The 17,767-nt window shown below is 36.3% G+C and carries 12 protein-coding genes; 8 read left to right on the forward strand and 4 right to left on the reverse strand.

What is annotated here, in order from left to right; all coding sequences use genetic code 11:
• Window positions 1–242 precede the first annotated feature (242 nt).
• Window positions 243–1,526 carry an ABC transporter ATP-binding protein gene (locus tag A0J48_RS03880; protein ID WP_200320492.1) on the reverse strand — a complete coding sequence of 428 codons (1,284 nt, stop codon included), beginning with the start codon at window positions 1,524–1,526 and terminating at the stop codon, window positions 243–245.
• Between the two features lie 224 nt (window positions 1,527–1,750).
• On the reverse strand, window positions 1,751–2,134 hold the full coding sequence (locus tag A0J48_RS03885; RefSeq protein ID WP_200320494.1) for a CU044_2847 family protein: 384 nt from the start codon (window positions 2,132–2,134) through the stop codon (window positions 1,751–1,753).
• A 121-nt stretch (window positions 2,135–2,255) separates the two neighbouring features.
• Between A0J48_RS03885 and A0J48_RS03890 the strand changes: the two genes are divergently transcribed.
• Entirely contained in the window at window positions 2,256–5,780 is a 3,525-nt protein-coding gene (locus A0J48_RS03890; RefSeq protein WP_200320496.1) for an nSTAND1 domain-containing NTPase, read from the forward strand.
• Here the strand turns inward: A0J48_RS03890 and A0J48_RS03895 are convergent.
• A complete protein-coding gene (locus tag A0J48_RS03895; RefSeq protein ID WP_200320498.1) occupies window positions 5,765–7,063 on the reverse strand; it encodes a C1 family peptidase in 1,299 nt (432 codons plus the stop codon). The two genes, A0J48_RS03890 and A0J48_RS03895, sit on opposite strands and share 16 nt — an antisense overlap.
• A gap of 319 nt (window positions 7,064–7,382) precedes the next feature.
• Window positions 7,383–8,750 (reverse strand): response regulator, encoded by a 1,368-nt coding sequence (locus tag A0J48_RS03900; RefSeq protein WP_200320500.1) that lies wholly within the window; start codon window positions 8,748–8,750, stop codon window positions 7,383–7,385.
• Window positions 8,751–9,418: 668 nt separating this feature from the next.
• Here A0J48_RS03900 and A0J48_RS03905 point away from each other — a divergent pair.
• The 7 genes from A0J48_RS03905 (at window position 9,419) to A0J48_RS03935 (ending at window position 17,687) form a co-directional block, all read left to right on the forward strand.
• The gene (locus A0J48_RS03905) at window positions 9,419–10,093 is read left to right on the forward strand and encodes a vWA domain-containing protein (protein ID WP_200320502.1); all 675 of its coding nucleotides are present in this window, start codon (window positions 9,419–9,421) and stop codon (window positions 10,091–10,093) included.
• Window positions 10,094–10,247: 154 nt separating this feature from the next.
• Window positions 10,248–11,030, forward strand: a complete 783-nt coding sequence (locus tag A0J48_RS03910) for a PP2C family serine/threonine-protein phosphatase (protein ID WP_200320504.1) — start codon at window positions 10,248–10,250, stop codon at window positions 11,028–11,030.
• A 254-nt stretch (window positions 11,031–11,284) separates the two neighbouring features.
• Window positions 11,285–13,489 carry a tetratricopeptide repeat protein gene (locus tag A0J48_RS03915; protein ID WP_200320506.1) on the forward strand — a complete coding sequence of 735 codons (2,205 nt, stop codon included), beginning with the start codon at window positions 11,285–11,287 and terminating at the stop codon, window positions 13,487–13,489.
• A gap of 534 nt (window positions 13,490–14,023) precedes the next feature.
• On the forward strand, window positions 14,024–14,797 hold the full coding sequence (gene rfbF / locus A0J48_RS03920; protein WP_200320508.1) for a glucose-1-phosphate cytidylyltransferase: 774 nt from the start codon (window positions 14,024–14,026) through the stop codon (window positions 14,795–14,797).
• Window positions 14,798–14,937: 140 nt separating this feature from the next.
• Entirely contained in the window at window positions 14,938–16,155 is a 1,218-nt protein-coding gene (gene lhgO, locus A0J48_RS03925; RefSeq protein WP_200320510.1) for an L-2-hydroxyglutarate oxidase, read from the forward strand.
• Window positions 16,156–16,236: 81 nt separating this feature from the next.
• Window positions 16,237–16,605: a glycosyltransferase gene (locus tag A0J48_RS03930; RefSeq protein ID WP_234300704.1), complete on the forward strand. Its 369-nt coding sequence runs from the start codon at window positions 16,237–16,239 to the stop codon at window positions 16,603–16,605.
• 53 nt (window positions 16,606–16,658) lie between these two features.
• Window positions 16,659–17,687, forward strand: coding sequence for an NAD-dependent epimerase/dehydratase family protein (locus A0J48_RS03935; RefSeq protein ID WP_200320512.1), 1,029 nt, complete (start codon window positions 16,659–16,661; stop codon window positions 17,685–17,687).
• Window positions 17,688–17,767: the final 80 nt, after the last annotated feature.

Genomic DNA, 17,767 nt, shown 5'->3' on the forward strand with positions numbered 1-17,767 from the left:
AATATTAGGACATCAACTATAGCAGGTGACAGGTGACAGGTGACAGGTGACAGTGAGAAATCCGGGTTTAAGAGTCTAAGTTTTAGTGTTGGCAAATGTCCTAACTACACTTGTCTACAGCTATATATCAACAACAAAAATAGGTGGGCAATGCCCACCTGACTGGAATAATTATGACTCCTGACTCCTGAATTCTTACTGGGTTTTATCATTTGTTGATGTCCTAACCACCTTAGCTGTTGCTATATTGCTAACTCGGTTTCTGGATCAAAAAAGTGAATCTTTTCAGGAATAAGTGATAACCAAAGTTGCTCACCTAAACTAATAAATCTATCGGGAGGAACTCGCACTTGCAAAGATTGACCTTCTGTACTTGGTGAATCTGGATCATCAATTCTCACAGATAAAAAACTATCATTCCCTAAATTTTCTACCAAATCTACTTTCACAGGTAAATTTTTGGTGGCGGGTACACTCAAAGTTAAATGTTCTGGACGAATACCTAAAATTAAAGTTTGTCCATCATATTTTTGTAATGGTCTTCCCCATACTTCTGGCAGGGTGAAACGAAAGTTAGCATGGGTAATTAATAAAGGTGCATGAAATTCTACAGGAATAAAATTCATTGGTGGTGAACCAATAAATTCTGCTACAAAGCGGTTAGCAGGATGGTTGTAGAGTTCTAATGGTGGTGCGACTTGCTGAATTTTTCCGCCAGACATAATGGCAATGCGATCGCCCATTGTCATGGCTTCAGTTTGATCATGAGTGACGTAAATGGTTGTTGTTCCCAACTGACGCTGCAATTTCACAATTTGGGCGCGAGTTTCCGCCCGTAATTTCGCATCTAAGTTAGATAATGGTTCATCCATTAAAAATACTTGGGGATTTCTGGCGATCGCTCTTCCTAATGCTACCCTTTGTCTTTGTCCTCCAGATAACTGTTTGGGTAAACGATTTAATAAAGTTTCAATTTGTAATAATTGGGCAACATTCCGCACTCTTTGATCTACTATTCGTTCTTGTTCAGAAAGATAACGCAGTCCTTTGGGCAACTTTCTCGTCACTCCTACCAGGACATTTTCTCCCCACTTGCGTAGTAAAGGTGAAGAAACAGTTTCCCTATTTCCCAAGCGCCGACGTAAGCCAAAGGCGATGTTTTCATACACCGTCATGTGCGGATAAAGGGCGTAATTTTGAAACACCATTGCAATGTCTCGTTCTTTGGGAGGTAAATCATTAATCAAGCGAAGCCCTGCGGGCGCACTGGCGCTATCGCCCACCCAGATATTACCCCCAGTCATCACCTCTAACCCAGCTATTAACCGCAGCAAGGTACTTTTACCGCAACCAGAGGGACCCACCAGCACCATAAATTCACCATCGGCAATGGTTAAATTAATGCGCCGCAGGACATTTATACTATCTGCACCTTCTTTTTCTGGTGATGACATCTGTGTCGTCACACCTTCCCCCTTGCGAGGAGGAAAACTTTTATAAACGTTCTCTAATACAACTTGTGCCATAGGTAATTACTTTAATAGTGATTAATCTGTACAAGTGGGACTTTCTCACCTGTATAGTAGTCAGTATAGTATCCCTAGATTAGCCTAGAAGTAAACTTATACAACAGGTTCTCTTGTTTTTGAATCAAAGTGGAAAAATCCTAGAGAATATGCGTACAGATTACAACTTTAAACTTAGTTAAAAGTCCAAAATTATCACTATTTTCATTCAGAACACAAAGATTTTATCCAGGTAAATTAGTGTTTTTAGGAGGAAATTTACACTTTACCTCTATTTCTAAATTACTTTCAGCACTACCTTCCGTAATAAAAGGAATGCCAGCTTTCCCACCAATTTTCATTCCAAACTTCAGGGTTACTTCCTCAATTTCTGCTGCGCCAAAATCCTTAAAAGCACTGACAGCATACATCGCATAACCCCGCATCATTTTTTTGGCTTGCTGCAATTTTACCAATGCGGGATTATCTCCCATGCCAATTTCACCCGTGTCATGATCATAAACTGGGCTAGGTAGAGATACATCTTCTTTACCTTTTGACTCTATATAAATTTCATAAGATTCACCATTTTCTTCAAAGCGGAGAATTTCTAATTGGGATTCTGACATAAATTGAAATTTACTTTTTCTAAAGTTTTAACTATTTTTCGCTCAAAATAGTTTATCGTACTGGTATCTATAACATCCTAAATTGAGATAATTGTCAACAACAATTACCATTTGTTTACCTATGACTCGATATGCACTTGTAATTGGTATTTCTCAGTATAGTTACTTTGGTCAATTGCCAACACCAACTGGTGATGCTGAAGCAATTGCCCAAATACTGGAAAAATACGGCAATTTTCAACAAGTCAGACGTTATCCCTACCGCCGTAATATCGAGAACCATAACTATCCTGAAATGGTAAATCAACCAGTGACAGGAATGTCAGTAATGCAACAATTACAGGAGTTCTTATCAAAACAAGCAGAAGATAGCGAAGCACTGATTTATTTTACTGGACATGGAATAACAGTTTCACCTTATTTGGGAAATTCTGAAGGTTTTTTAGCAGCCTCAGATTGTCAATTAGAGAGAGATGGTAGTCGCATCATTGGACAAAAAAATGGTATTCCCTTTAGTAAACTCAATGAAGAAATTCGCAATTCTCATTTAAGTAACTTAGTTGTAATTTTAGACTGTTGTCACAGTGGTTATTTTATTGAAAGGAATCTATTAGAAAGTAGTTTCAATGCTTTTAGCGCCCAAAAAGATTATTATCTAATTGCAGGTTGTCGCAGTTTTCAAGAAGGCAAAATTATTAAGGGTGAATCCCACAGTGTTTTTACTACTGCTTTAATTAAAGCATTTTCCGAAGAAAACGCTGATCCAAAAAGAAGTATTACTGGCGACCGCTTATTTGACAGTATTAGCCGAGAGTTGTACGGTTCAGTGCAAGAAGCTATTCGTTTTGGTTGGGGAAAATCTATTCAATTATTAACCTATCCTCCTCAAGAAAATGATTTAGAAAATATTGAAATTACTCTCAATATAGATAATCCATATTTAGGATTAAAGTCTTTTGATTTAGAGCAAGCTTATCTATTTCATGGACGACAAAATGCAGTGAGAGCATTGTTAGAACGCCTGACTAATTCTCGGTTCTTAGCTGTAATTGGTGCTTCTGGATGTGGTAAATCCTCTTTAGTGAAAGCGGGTTTATTACATGAATTGAGTGATAATTATTTTGCGGGTAGTAGTAACTGGAAGAGGGAGATTTTAACTCCAGGTTCTCATCCTCTTTATAAATTACAAGAAGTTCTCGACCATCATCCAGATAATCAACCTTATATCTTATTTATTGACCAATTTGAAGAAATTTTTACTCTTACCCAAAGCGAAGAAGAAAGAATTAGATTTATTCAATTAATTGCCAATGAAGTCACCAACCAAGAAAAACAGACTCGTGTAATTATTGCTATGCGGGGAGATTTTTTAGATAAATGCGCTGAATATCCCGAAGCAGCAAATTTAATTAATCAAAATCAAATAACATCTTATCTCGTACAACCCCTATCTTTAGAAGAATTGGAAGTTGCGATCGCACAACCTGCGAAATTACATGGTGTCACCTTTGAATCTGGTTTAGTATCAAAAATTATTGATGATGTAGCACAACAACCCGGCGCTTTACCCTTAATGCAATATGCTTTAAAGGAATTATGGGATGCTTGTATTCAAAATAAATCTAATGAAAATTCCCAGTTAACCTTTGCAGGTTATCAAAAAATTGGTGAAGTAAAAGGTGCATTAGAAAAAACAGCAAATCGTCTCTACAATAGTCTCACTGCTGAAAATGATAAAAAGTTTATCCGTCGTTTATTTGCGATGGAGTTGGTAAATTTAGGGGATGGAAAAGAAGTTACTAGAAAACGAGCAAATTGGGAAAGATTAAAAGAGATAGTTAATTCAGAATCACAATTAAATAATATTATCAGTCGTTTAGTAGATGCTCGTTTAATTGTCACCACTGAAAAAACAGTAGAAGTTGCTCACGAAGCTTTATTTAGTGAATGGTCTTTATTAAAGAATTGGATTACAGACAGTCGTGATGATATTCGTTTAAGTCAAAGTTTACAAACTTCTTGTCGAGAATGGCGAGAAATTTACCATAAATCTGATGATGCTTTACTCACAGGTGCGAGGTTAGCTGCTATTGAAGAATGGAAAGAGAGAACTTTAGAAAAACTCCCTGAACAAGAGGAAGATTATATTCGCAGGAGTATAGAAAAAAGGGATAAAGATCAGCAAGAAACAATTGTCAGAATTGAAAGGGAATTAGAGCAAGTAAGGAAACTTCAAAAATTTGCAGAAATTCAACTTCAAGTAGCAAGATTTCAAAAAATTGCAACTATTATTGTTAGTGGATTGTTATTATTTTCTGCCTCTTTAGGAATATTATCATACAGAATTAATTTGCAAAAAGATAAGGAACAGTTACTGTCTGTTATCAACTTACGTGACGAAGCTAAAAAAGATTATTATGATAAACATGATCAAATTGGTGCATTGATGACAAGTGTTAAAGCATTAGATAAATTAAACAAAATTAATTTAGATAAAGACAAAACCAATGAAATTAGAGATGACATTAAAACTATAGTATATGGAGTTAAGGAGAGAAATAGATTAGAAGGTCATGGCAAAAAAGTGTGGAGTATTAGTATTAGTCCTGATGGAGATAAAATTGTTTCTGCCAGTGCTGATAACACTATTAAGCTTTGGAGTATAAAAGGCAAATTATTAGATACATTTTTAATTACAAATAATGCAGTTAATGTTGTTAGGTTTAGTAACAAAAATAATGATATTATTGTTTCTGGGAGTGAAGATGGTTACTTAATATTATGGAAAATAGTTGATGATAAATTAGTCAATATCTCAACTAAAAAAGTATCCAATACATATATATATGATGTGACTTTTGGACAAGATGATAAAATAATTGCTTTCTCCTGCGCTGACGGTACTATTAATACTGCTAAATTAAGTGAATACAGTCAACTGGAGCAAGTTACAACTATCTTTAAAGAACCAATTAATAATAATACTATTTCTCAGAACTTTAGTTTAGATTTTCGTCTTGACGCAAACACAGCAACTTTAGCTTATAGTTATCAAGGTAGTAATATTAATATATTGAATATTCCCAATAAAACAAAAATATGGGAATCGATTAATAGAGATAATACAGCAATTAATAAAATTCGTTTTAGTCCAGATGGAAAACTATTAGCTTTTGCTAAAAATAATGGAGAAATTAAAATTTTAGATAGCACCAAAAATTATACTGTAATAGGAAAAATTCAATCCTATCTAGGTTTACTCAGTATAGCATTTAACCAAAATAACCAAATAGCGACATCTTATCGTGATATAGATAAAGGTATTTTATTTTGGGATATAGACAAAGTAAGGAAAAATTATAAACCATCAGTCTCAACAGATGAAAATACAACATCATATGAAATCCAATTACTTGGACATCAAGAAGATATTAAAGATATAAGTTTTAATCCTCAAGATCCCTGGACGCTTATTTCTGCTAGTGGAGACACTACAATTAAAATTTGGGATTTGAAAGAAAATTCAAATATCAGCAATTTATTAGAAGATAGTTGTTTACATATCAAAGATTATTTATTAATTAATAAAGACCAAAACAAACAAAATATTCAAGAAGTTTTTGATATTTGTCAACAATTTTTATGACAACAACTTGCTGTTTCCCACGGTTTATTGCAACAACTACAATTTATGTTTTCAAATATAGAACTTCCACTTTGACTCACTTCTAACCCAACTCCACTAAAATCAATCCACTCAGCATTTAATAAAGACCACCAATTAGTCGCTAAACCTTGTTCAACATAATAATAGGGAAGCCAACCATAACCTTTATCTCCCCATGTTTCTGTTCCCCAAGAATTTCTAACCAAAAATGCACCTTTTAAAGGTTCTTCAGACTTATTAGGATTTTTAAATTCCATATTATCATCATAACCAACTGCCACCAGTGCATGGCCTTCTTGATTTTTGGAATTATTAATTTTAACTACATCAATTTGCCCTAACCTCTCGATATTCTCCGACTTTTCTTTTATCTGGTCATCGTTAGTAATATTGTTTTCCAGAATATTAGCATCACGAAACCCAAAAATTGCCGGAAACCCAGAAGCTAGAGCAATTCTAATTTGGACTAATAATATTTTTCTACTTTCCAATACCTCCTCTTTACTTTTTTGAGATTCATCCTGTTTATCTAATCTAAAATAATGAGTCGCTTGATAATTTTGGGCATAAGCATAGCAAAATGGTGAAGGTTCATCATTTAAGGTTTTTACATCAGAATTCCAGCATTTTTCAGGGGCTACACCAAACAATGTCATTGCTTTAAATGTATCTCTAATTGTAGCTCCCTCATCTTCATTTGATACTTTTGCTTTATTGGTTAAGCCCATCAATTCTTTGGTTACTTTATAAAGAAACATCCAAGAAAGATTCTCTTGTTTTGAATCAGAAACATCATTTTCATTTTGAGGAGCAGAATTTTTATTCACACTCCCATTCATGCGATTTTGAAAATATTCCATTAAAGCTACCCCTGCACAGGCTGTACAAGCTGGTATACTTTTTTGATTTTTAACTGGAGAAAACCACTCTCTTAAATCAACTGATTCTGGTAAAAATAAATCTTGATTTTGTAATGATGCCAGATATTTTTGATATTTCTTACTTTTAACTAAAGGTAAAAATAAATAGGTAGGCTGATTATATCTGTGTCTTTTCGCCTTCCATTCTTCTTCTGGTACTAACCGCAATGCTCTTCTTAATATAGGTGAATCATCATCATTAGCAAATAAAGCCCGTTCAAGTTTAATATTTTTTCCTTCTGTTTCTCGTTCCTGTGGCGGTAATTTGCTGATAACAGTTTCTAAGAAATAATCTCTATCATCAGTTTCATCAACGATCCATCCGGTTTTAAACTCTACCATCTATTTCCCTGAGTAAAATCAATTTTTAAGCACTTACGCAATTCAACTGACATAATACCAAAAATGGACTAAGTAAATCATTAAAAATCATTAAAAAATTGCAATACATATCTTCATAAATTAGATATGCGTTTTGCTGTCAAATTCTTAATAACAGCGAATTTCAGTAAGTGTGATTTTGATAAAAATTGATTAAATGTGAAAAATCAGGTTGCTACCAAACTCTTCCTTAACAATAAGATCCCAGACTGATCTCAAAAGTCGGGGATCTCAATCCTTTCTGAGTGGAATGAATAAAGCTACAATTGCCAAAAGTCAACTATGCCAAATGCATAAAAATCATTTTTAGCAACTCAGCACGAGTAAAAGGTTTTGTTAAATAACCAGAAGCGCCTACCATTCTCGCCTTTACTTTATCAACAATTCCCTTACTTCCTGTCACAAAAATAATCGGGATTTCCTTAAACATGGAATTGTTACGGATAATTCGGCATAACTCATAACCGTCAATTCCTGCCATACTCAGGTCTAATAAAATCAAATCCGGTTTATGCCTAATAATAGACATCACCGCTTTAACTGGATCGTTAATCGTTACTACAGCCACATTTTCATCTTCTAAACAACGGCTGATTTCTTTGAGAATAGTCGGACTATCATCTACAGAAATAATTTTGTAGATTTTCTTAGCGGTTATCGTAGCAGTGTTTACGGTTTCTTCACCAGATTCTATGTTATTGGGTATGTTTGACTGCTCAAGGGTTGCTGTTGATAAAGTAGAAGTTTCAGGTATATAATCTTCTACTCCATCAGCTACATCTGCTAATACTTCGACAGAGGAAGATTTTTCATTAATTACTGGTATCCTATATTGAGGAAATTCTGAAAAATCTGTAAATGTCTTAGGTAATTTATCAAATGGAGGATCTGGTTCATGTAAAATAATTGAACCCTGAAGTATATAAGGGTATAAAATTCGAGCCAGTTCCACTTCATCCACATTCATAATGACTCCCAAATGACGCAGGCTAAAACCCTTCATCCAGGTAGTGATATTTTCTTGTAGTTTTGGTAGTTGTTTATCATAGAACTTACTGTTAATCAGCAGGTATGGACGTTGAAAAGGAGAGGATATTTGGGGCGTGAAATATTGCCAATTTTGCAACCGTTTTTGGCAACGGTCTATAATATTTTCTGTATCCAGCTTGCAAATTTTAGGAATACTATTGACTGGTTCTGTTAAAACATAAGTTCCTTCTCTAACCAGCAAAAATGATTCAATCACCTCTTTGACCAACTCTTGAATCAGTAATGCTGCTTGGTGAGAGGGTAAATGTTGTTGCGTCACAAGCCAGTGAATAGCTTGATATTCTGGCAGTTGACTGTTGAAATTATGCTCAGGCTTACTTGACTGAGTTTGCCAATCAGGTTCAAAAGTCAAACGTAATTGCACTCTAATTTCATTAGTCAGTTGTGGGATTTGCTGACTAAGACGACGTATATGTCGTTCTAATCTATCAAAAGGTTCTACTGAATGGGTAGCATAGATAATTTTGCCCTGATCTAAGTATATTAACCACAACACTGAGTTATTCAAGACTTGTAAACAAGTAGTATCCGAGCAGTTAGTTAACTGTCTTAATAAACCTTCAGGAGATAGTTTGTTAAATGTGCCAGTATTATTCATATTTTTACAGTTTTTTCTAAAAATTTGACTTAATCTTGAAAAAGAAAAGTTTTCCGGTTAAGTATTGGATTCCATTTTATATTTTGCTATAGAAGAGAACAGGTTTGAAAGTCTTCTTGGATTTGTGGTTGATGAGAACTGCCTGTTTTCATCCAACTGACAACTGTGATCAATCATCAATTGGTAAATAATAAGTAGTGAGAGATAATTAAATGTAAAATACCAACCAGAAAAAAACACTCAGTAACAACCTGTTACTTTCTACTTATTATATCATTTGCTTGCAACTGCAAGTTCAATTTTTTACAGTGTAACAATAAGCATATCAATTAATGATGATTATTTTCGGGTTTTTAATCAACATAAAATCTTTAAATTTTTTATTTAGGTAAATGTATATATTGATTATTATCTGGCGAATTTGTTGAATAAATTATGGTACATCCACTACAACAAATAATGTTCACACCTCCTCATCAATGAGATTGAAATCAACTATATGGTGATTCAAGTTTCCTGAAATAGAGAATTTGTTGAGAATAAGTGAATTAATGAAATTTCAGCGATCTACCCCCAAATACCATTATTCTAGTCGTACTAGTCTGGGAAACTATATACTTTGAGAAAAGGAAATTAAAGCTTTGGACTATAACATAACACAAAAGGTTATGCTGGATACACTAAAACTAGATGAAGTCGTAGAATTTGCAGAAAACCCAGAACCACGTTGTCCCTGCGTGCTGTTGCTAGATACATCTGGCTCAATGCAGGGAGAACGAATCGAGGCTTTAAATCAAGGGCTGCTGACCTTTAAGGATGAGCTAGTAAAAAATTCCTTAGCTGCTAGAAGAGTAGAAGTGGCAATTGTGACATTTGATACTCATGTTAACGTTGTGCAAGATTTTGTCACCGCAGATCAATTCAACCCACCTATTCTAACAGCCCAAGGGCTAACGACAATGGGGGCAGGAATTCATAAATCTTTAGAAATAATTCAAGAACGTAAATCCCAATATCGCGCTAATGGCATTGCTTACTACCGTCCTTGGGTATTTATGATTACAGATGGTGAACCGCAAGGTGAGCTAGATAATGTCATTGAGCAAGCAGTACAGCGTCTACAAGGAGATGAAGCAAATAAGCGCGTTGCTTTTTTTACTGTAGGAGTAGAAGATGCGAACATGACCAGATTAAATCAAATAGCAGTGCGTACTCCACTCAAGCTAAAAGGATTAAACTTTATTGAAATGTTTGTGTGGCTTTCAGCTAGTATGTCCGCTGTCTCCCACTCCAAAGTAGATGAACAAGTAGCACTACCGCCAATAGGTTGGGGATCTGTTTAACAGTTATTCAGTTATAGCAGGGAACAGAGGTGAAAATCTTTTCCTGTGTGAGTTTTTCCCACTCTATTTCCTCAGCTATCTGGCAACTGCTATAACTCTTGACTGTGTAAGGTTGGGTTAATCAAAATTACAGCACTTAGCTGTGAAAAAAGTTATGAACACACCAAAACAGATTTCTCAATGGCGGATAGTGTCCGCTTCTGTATGTGGGACTAGCCACATCAAAAACCAGCAGTTGTGTCAAGATGCTCACCATTGGCAAATATTGCCCAATAATGTGTTAGTGATAGCCGCAGCAGATGGGGCTGGTTCTGCAACTTTGGGTAAGGTGGGAGCGATGATTGCTGTGGAGACGGCAACAAAATCTATCTCACACAGTGAAATTAGCCATAACACTTTTGCTGATGATGCTTTGTTACAGGGTTTGCTAACTGATGCTATGTTAGCAGCCAAAAAAGCAGTAGAAGATGAGGCAGAGGTTGGCAAACATCAACCCCATGATTTAGCAACTACCTTAATTATTGCGATCGCCACACCAAAAGTTGTAGCTGTAGCCCAAATCGGTGATGGTTTAGCCGTAGCCAAAGATAGCACAGGCAACCTGATAGCCCTAACCATCCCTAAGAGCGGTGAATACATTAATGAAACCACATTTTTAACTTCACCTGATGCCTTAGAGACAGCACAAATCAAAATATGGCATCAAGAAATAGTCAATATTAGTGTTCTTACCGATGGACTACAAATGCTGGCTTTGAATATGCTAGTGGGTGAGCCTCACAAACCATTCTTTTTACCTTTATTCGAGTTTGTAGCGAATGCTGAGGATAAGACTATGGCCAAAGAACAGTTAGTAAAGTTTTTATGCTCTGAGCGAATTACCCAACGAACTGATGATGATTTGACCTTGGTGATAGCAGCATTAAGAAACTCATGAGCGCCATAAACAGTCAAAGTAATTTTCTCACAGGATTTTGGATTTTGGATTGACCCACGGATAAATGCGGGGGCTTGTACCATTAAGGGATCATTGGTCAAAATTATTTATAGTGGTTGTCAGTGGAATGAGAACAGACAGTTATCATAAAAACAGTAACAAAAAGATGTTCAATCCTGTTCCCTGCCATTACCCCATCATTCGGCTTTAACAGTTGACTAATTTTAATCACTTCTTCTAAGCATTATTCCACCATGCAGGTACTTCGTTGTCTTCCCAAGCAAGAAACTCTCAATCTCACTGTTAGTTTGGGGCGTGGCGGTGAAGCTTGTGTTTATGCAGTGCCATCAGATGAAAATTTAGTGGCAAAAATCTATCACAAGCCAATTGATACCTATGCTCACAAACTTCAGGCCATGATTGCCAATCCCCCCGAAAACCCTACAGCTAATTTGGGGCATATTTCCATCGCTTGGCCACAGGAATTGTTGCAAGCAGCGGATGGCAGTGGTAGCATCATCGGCTTTTTAATGCCGCGCATTCAGGGAATGCGGCCGATTATGGATTTTTACAATCCAGGAACTCGTCGCCAAAATTGCCCGTTATTTAGTTATCAATATTTACTGCGTACTGCGCGTAATCTAGCAACTGCCTTTGCAGCTTTGCACGCGAGTCAATACTGTATTGGGGATGTAAATGAATCCAATATTTTGGTGAGTAATACGGCATTAGTCACCTTAGTAGATACAGATTCATTCCAAGTACGTGATCCAGAGCAAAATATTATTTATCGTTGTTCAGTAGGTAAACCAGAGTATACACCTCCAGAACTACAAAATAAAACTTTTGCTGACTATGATCGGGAAAGTTACCATGATTTATTTGGGTTGGCAGTGCTGATATTTCAATTATTAATGGAAGGCACTCATCCATTTTCAGGAATTTTTCAAGGTCTGTTTGACCCACCCGCTTATGAAGCCAGAATAGTTGCTGGTCATTTCACTTATAGTCAAAAGCAAAAAGTTCCTTATTTGCCCACCCCCATAGCACCCCCTTGGGAGATGCTTCATCCCCGCTTACAGGAACTGTTTGTGCGTTGTTTTGAAGATGGTAACAGCAACCCTGAATTGCGTCCTACTGCTCAAGCTTGGTTGTCAGCAATAGCTGAGGCCGAAGAAAGCCTGGTCACTTGTGCTGTAAATCCTCAGCATTTCTATCATCACCACCTCGATAAATGTCCTTGGTGTGAACGTGCTTTACAATTAGGTGGACGTGATCCTTTTCCATCATTGGAGGGGATTGCTTCTGGAGAACATCTCAAACCACGCCGCAAATCCAGAAAGCGCCATATCCAAACTCCTCGGCTACGCAAGCCAGGTATTCCCACATCGCCACTACATCATTGGCAACCAGTATTTAACCAAAATGTTTATGCTTATCAACCAGCCAAAAAGCCAAACAAATTGAAGTTTTATACTATTATTTTTTGTTTGTTAGGTGTTGGTTTATTGGGGTATTTGGACGTAATGATTAAATTTACTCGTCCTTTTGTTTCCCAAAATCCTTACACTCAACAAAGCTTAATATCTAGCACAGAAAATAATATTCTTCAGACTGACAAGCGCACTTTTGAAGATTACTATAACCAAGGTAATGATGCTTATCAAAAGCGGAGCTATGAACAAGCAATTGAAAATTTTACCCAAGGTATCAAAAGAAATCCTAACTTTTCTAAATTGTATATCAATAGAGGGAATGCCCGTTATAATTTGAGTGATTACGAAGGAGCATTAGCAGATTATAATCAGGCGCTAAAAATTAATCCCCATGAAGTTAAAGCCTTGGTAAATCGCGGCAATGTTTATTATATGCTGGCTGATTATAGTAGCGACCCTGACAAAGAGTATAAAAAAGCTATCAACAATTTTAACACCGCTATTGACATCAATTATCGTGAGACTGAAGCTTATATTAGACGGGGTATTGTTCGTTCTCAAATAGCTAAATATAGCAGTAATTTCCAACAAGAATACCAAAATTCAATTGCGGATTTTAGCGAGGCAATTAAACTGAATGCTCATAAAGCTGAAGCTTACTTTCAGCGTGGTCTTGCCCGTTATCAATTTGCCCAATATAGCAGTAATTATGCTCAAGAATATAAACAGGCGATTGCTGATTTTAACCAAGCCCTAAATATCAATCCCCGCATGGCTAAAGTTTATCTCAAACGAGGTATGGTTCATTATGAATTAGCACAATATGGAGAAAGTAAAGAGCAAGAAAACCATGCTCGAGCTATTGAGGATTTAGAAAAATCTGCTCAAATTTATCTTGAGGATGAGGATATGGATAACTACCAGCAAGCTCTCAGTAATATTTGTGTTATTGTCTCCAAAAAATGTGATAGTTTATTCCAAAATTCAACTATTCTTAATCAAGTTAAGCCGCAAAATCCATAAGTGTTCATATCATGTCAGGTTGAATACTTATCATATTTGTGAGCTTTCTTTCTGAAACTCCTCCTGGAAAAACCTTGCACTTTGTTCACATCAAAAAGTCTGAAAGCCTTATCTGTTAGTGTTTTATCTGTTAGTGTTTTTGCGTTTATATGGCTTAAGCCACGCTCCGCTATCAGCAAGCCCTAACTAGCTGAATTTGATCTCATTTATCAGGATTGGATAGCTAAGTATCCCTCTAGAGGTAGGTACTCTTTGAGGGTATTTATATTATATTGATAGATTTTTGTTGGATGTATAAATCTGAAATATTATTACTGGTATTCATTGTTTTTTTACATATAAAATATTTTAATTTTACTGATTCTTTATAATTTTTACGCAGTTTGCAGTTAAATTATTTCTAGATTGGTTATAGAGAAAACTATATAGAAGTTAATTTTTTATCTAGATGGTTTCTCTATTTGTTGTGCATCCTCCTCATCCCAAACAAATCAAATAATAACCGACAGACAAATAAATCTTTGAGGTAATTGCATGAAAGCGGTAATTTTGGCTGGCGGTCTGGGTACACGCCTCAGTGAAGAAACCAGTATCCGACCAAAGCCGATGGTTGAGATTGGAGGTAAGCCAATTCTCTGGCATATCATGAAGATATATTCGGCTCATGGTATTAATGAATTTATCATTTGTTGTGGGTACAAAGGTTACATCATCAAGGAGTATTTTGCTAACTACTTCTTGCATATGTCAGATGTGACTTTTGATATGCGGTTTAACCAGATGAGTATACATTCTGGATATGCTGAACCTTGGCGTGTAACCTTAGTAAATACAGGTGATAATACCATGACAGGTGGACGCTTAAAAAAAGTTAGAGAACATATCGGTAATGACACTTTTTGCTTTACTTATGGTGATGGTGTTTGTGATGTAAATATTACCGAATTAATCAAATTTCATCAAGAACAAAAAACCTTAGCAACACTGAGTGCAGTCCAACCAGCAGGAAGATTTGGAGCAATTTCTTTAGGACAGGAACAAACTAAAATTGCTAGTTTTCGGGAAAAACCTGAAGGTGATGGTGCTTGGATTAATGGTGGTTATTTTGTCCTAGAACCTGAAGTAATTAACTTTATTACTGATGACAGCACTGTTTGGGAAAAAGAACCATTAGAAAAACTAGCTGATATGGAACAGCTATCAGCTTATAAACACAATGGTTTTTGGCAGCCAATGGATACTTTAAGAGATAAACAATACTTAGAGGAGCTATGGAAAAATGATAAAGCTCCTTGGAAAGTTTGGTGACATAGCAGGTGACAGGTGACAGAGTTGAAAGTCTTGTACTGTCTAAGTTTTATGATAACTTTATGTTCTCATACCACCGACAACCGCTGGATCAATTTTGGCTTTTGGATTTGAGATTTTAGATTGGGGAAGAATTTCTCATGTACGATTTTACGATTATTGGTGGGGGAATAGTTGGACTTTCTACAGCAATGGCTTTAGGAACACGCTATCCCCAGTCCAAGATTTTAGTATTAGAAAAAGAAAGTCAATGGGCATTTCATCAAACAGGTAATAATAGCGGCGTAATTCATTCAGGGATTTACTATAAACCAGGCAGTTTTAAAGCTCAATTTTGCCGTGATGGTAGTCGCTCAATGGTAGAGTTCTGCCAAAAACATGATATTGCACATGAAGTTTGTGGTAAAGTAATTGTGGCTACAGATACCCAAGAAATACCACGACTAGAAAACCTCTACAAACGAGGTTTAGATAATGGCATAGCAGTGCAGAGAATTAGTTCTGAAGAAGTTAAAGAAATCGAACCTCATGTTAGTTGTGTAGGTGGAATTAGGGTCTTATCTACAGGCATTGTTAATTACAAACAAGTTTGTTTAAAATACGTTGAACTAATTCAAAAGCAAGGTGGAGATTTACGCCTCAATACCAAAGTTCTGCAAATCTCTGCGAGTGGTAAAAATCAGGTAATTGAAACTAACAATGGTAGTTTTCAAACCAGATTTTTGATCAATTGTGCCGGATTGCATAGCGATCGCATTGCACAATTAGGAAAAGCTAATCCTGAAGCTAAAATCGTCCCCTTCCGAGGTGAATACTACGAACTCACACCTGCAAAACGCTATCTAGTCAAAACCCTAATTTATCCCGTTCCTAACCCGGACTTTCCCTTTTTGGGTGTTCACTTCACCCGCATGATTGATAATAGCGTTCACGCAGGGCCAAATGCAGTTCTCAGTCTCAAACGCGAAGGTTACAAAAAAACCGATTTTGACTTGCGGGATTTTGCCGAAGTGATGACTTATCCCGGATTTTGGAAACTAGCTGCCAAACACGCTGATGAAGGCATTCAAGAAATTATTCGTTCCTTTAGTAAAGCCGCCTTTGTCAGAAGTTTGCAAAAACTGATTCCCGAAGTCCAAGCAGAAGATTTAGTACCCACCCATGCAGGAGTTCGCGCACAAGCATTAATGAATAATGGCTCCTTGGTAGACGATTTTTTAATCATCCAAGGTGATAACTCTGTTCATGTTTGCAATGCACCCTCTCCCGCAGCTACATCTTCTCTAGAAATTGGCAAAGCGATTGTTAAACAAATCGCTCAAGAGTCTCCTCTCCTGGAAATGGCAGTTAAAAGTTAACTTTTGATTAATTACTTTGCATCTACCCTAAATTCGCTAGGGCTACTCTTAATCTGCTGCAAATTAAGTAAATAATAACTTTTGATACCACTCTCATGTGAAATTGTACAGAATCAAGATGGTCTAAATGCAATTTTGGCAGGTCAATGGCAAGAAATTCATCCAAGCTGGAATCAACTGCCAAGAATATATGATTATTCATCCTGGCAAGAGAGTCCTTACCCAGAAGATGTTTATGAGGAACTACTACATAAGCCTTACATTATTCACTTCATTAGTTCTCCTAAACCCTGGTGTGCAGGATTGCAAGCAGAATGTAAACACCCGAAAAAAGATTTATTTTTTCAATATCTTGACATGACATCTTGGTCAGGATGGCGGGATACTTTTTGGAGAAGGGTGGCTCGAAAATTTCTGAAATTAACATCATTAACTACCGCAAAAATTTAAAAATATTGTGGTATTGAACATCTGAAAACATCAATCACAAGGATTTAAAAACAATGAAAATATTAGTCACAGGCACAGAAGGATATCTTGGGTCTTTACTACCTTCTTTATTAATCGCTAGAGGTCACGAAGTGATCGGATTAGATACAGGTTTTTATAAAGTTGGTTGGCTATATAACGGAACTGACATCACAGCGAAAACCCTCAACAAAGATATTCGTAATATTATTCCTGAAGATTTAGAAGGTGTGGATGCAATAGTTCACATGGCGGAACTTTCTAACGATCCCGCTGGACAATTAGCACCTCATATTACCTATGAAATTAATCATTTAGGTTCTGTCCGGTTAGCTAATTTAGCGAAAACCATGGGGGTACGTCGCTTTATTTATATGTCTTCTTGCAGTGTTTACGGCGTTGCGAGTGAAGGCGATGTCACAGAAGAATCTCCTGTTAATCCCCAAACAGCTTACGCTGAATGTAAAACATTAGTAGAAAGAGATATTAAACCATTAGCTGATGATGATTTCTCTCCTACCTTTATGCGGAATGCTACCGCTTTTGGTGCTTCTCCCAGAATGCGATTTGATATTGTTTTAAATAATTTAGCTGGTTTAGCATGGACTACCAAAGAAATTAAAATGACCAGTGATGGTACACCTTGGCGACCATTAGTTCATGCTTTGGATATTTGCAAAGCCATTGTTTGCGCCTTAGAAGCACCCAGAGATATTGTCCACAATCAAGTTTTTAATGTGGGAGATACACAGAATAACTATCGCGTTAAAGAAATCGCCGAAATTATTGCTGATACTTTCCCTGGTTGTAAATTAACCTTTGGTAATAACGGTTCAGATAATCGTAGCTATCGAGTATCTTTCGAGAAAATTAACTCTATCCTCCCCGGATTTAAGTGTGACTGGAATGCTCAACGTGGCGCTCAACAGTTATTTGATTTGTTCCGTCAAATTGATATGACTGAAGATACTTTCTTGTTTAGAGGATTTACCAGATTAAAGCAGTTGGAGTACCTGATTCGTACTCAGCAAATCGACAAAGATTTCTTTTGGAATCAAAAATAATTAGAGTGGCGATAACGCAGTAATTCAAATTTCCGAATCACATAGATGTGATTCGGGAATTTACATAATTATTCAAATAT

This window comes from Sphaerospermopsis aphanizomenoides BCCUSP55 (assembly GCF_001586785.1).
Taxonomy (GTDB): Bacteria; Cyanobacteriota; Cyanobacteriia; order Cyanobacteriales; family Nostocaceae; genus Sphaerospermopsis_A; species Sphaerospermopsis_A aphanizomenoides_A.

Excerpts from the sequence above, each read along its gene's own strand:
- A0J48_RS03880 (WP_200320492.1), bottom strand. The coding sequence starts at position 1,526 with ATGGCACAAGTTGTATTAGAGAACGTTTATAAAAGTTTTCCTCCTCGC.
- A0J48_RS03885 (WP_200320494.1), bottom strand. The coding sequence starts at position 2,134 with ATGTCAGAATCCCAATTAGAAATTCTCCGCTTTGAAGAAAATGGTGAA.
- A0J48_RS03890 (WP_200320496.1), top strand. The coding sequence starts at position 2,256 with ATGACTCGATATGCACTTGTAATTGGTATTTCTCAGTATAGTTACTTT.
- A0J48_RS03895 (WP_200320498.1), bottom strand. The coding sequence starts at position 7,063 with ATGGTAGAGTTTAAAACCGGATGGATCGTTGATGAAACTGATGATAGA.
- A0J48_RS03900 (WP_200320500.1), bottom strand. The coding sequence starts at position 8,750 with ATGAATAATACTGGCACATTTAACAAACTATCTCCTGAAGGTTTATTA.
- A0J48_RS03905 (WP_200320502.1), top strand. The coding sequence starts at position 9,419 with ATGCTGGATACACTAAAACTAGATGAAGTCGTAGAATTTGCAGAAAAC.
- A0J48_RS03910 (WP_200320504.1), top strand. The coding sequence starts at position 10,248 with ATGAACACACCAAAACAGATTTCTCAATGGCGGATAGTGTCCGCTTCT.
- A0J48_RS03915 (WP_200320506.1), top strand. The coding sequence starts at position 11,285 with ATGCAGGTACTTCGTTGTCTTCCCAAGCAAGAAACTCTCAATCTCACT.
- rfbF (WP_200320508.1), top strand. The coding sequence starts at position 14,024 with ATGAAAGCGGTAATTTTGGCTGGCGGTCTGGGTACACGCCTCAGTGAA.
- lhgO (WP_200320510.1), top strand. The coding sequence starts at position 14,938 with ATGTACGATTTTACGATTATTGGTGGGGGAATAGTTGGACTTTCTACA.
- A0J48_RS03935 (WP_200320512.1), top strand. The coding sequence starts at position 16,659 with ATGAAAATATTAGTCACAGGCACAGAAGGATATCTTGGGTCTTTACTA.